The sequence below is a fragment of the Delftia sp. ASV31 genome, assembly GCF_016428765.1.
Lineage (GTDB): Bacteria > Pseudomonadota > Gammaproteobacteria > Burkholderiales > Burkholderiaceae_C > Comamonas > Comamonas acidovorans.
Genome location: NZ_JAELTK010000249.1, coordinates 1 through 321 on the forward strand (window position 1 = coordinate 1; position 321 = coordinate 321).

The 321-nt window shown below is 77.3% G+C and carries 1 protein-coding gene; it reads left to right on the forward strand.

All coding sequences use genetic code 11. From position 1 onward, the window contains the following. Positions 1 to 321, forward strand: a 321-nt coding sequence (locus JHD82_RS29235; RefSeq protein WP_199140403.1) for a hypothetical protein, incomplete at both ends; no start/stop codon positions are given.

Genomic DNA, 321 nt, shown 5'->3' on the forward strand with positions numbered 1-321 from the left:
CCAGCGGAGCGGCCACCAGTGCGACCGAGCCCGCAGCCGCCGACACCATGGCCGGGCGCGCGCCCGTGAAGGCGATGACGATGCTGATGATGAAGGAGGCGAACAGGCCGACGGCCGGATCGACCCCTGTCTCTTATACACATCTGACGCTGCCGACGAAATGCGAACAGTGTAGATCTCGGTGGTCGCCGGAGCATGAAAAAGGGGGGGGGGGGGGGGGGGGGGGGGGGGGGGGGGGGGGGGGGGGGGGGGGGGGGGGGGGGGGGGGGGGGGGGGGGGGGGGGGGGGGGGGGGGGGGGGGGGGGGGGGGGGGGGGGGGGG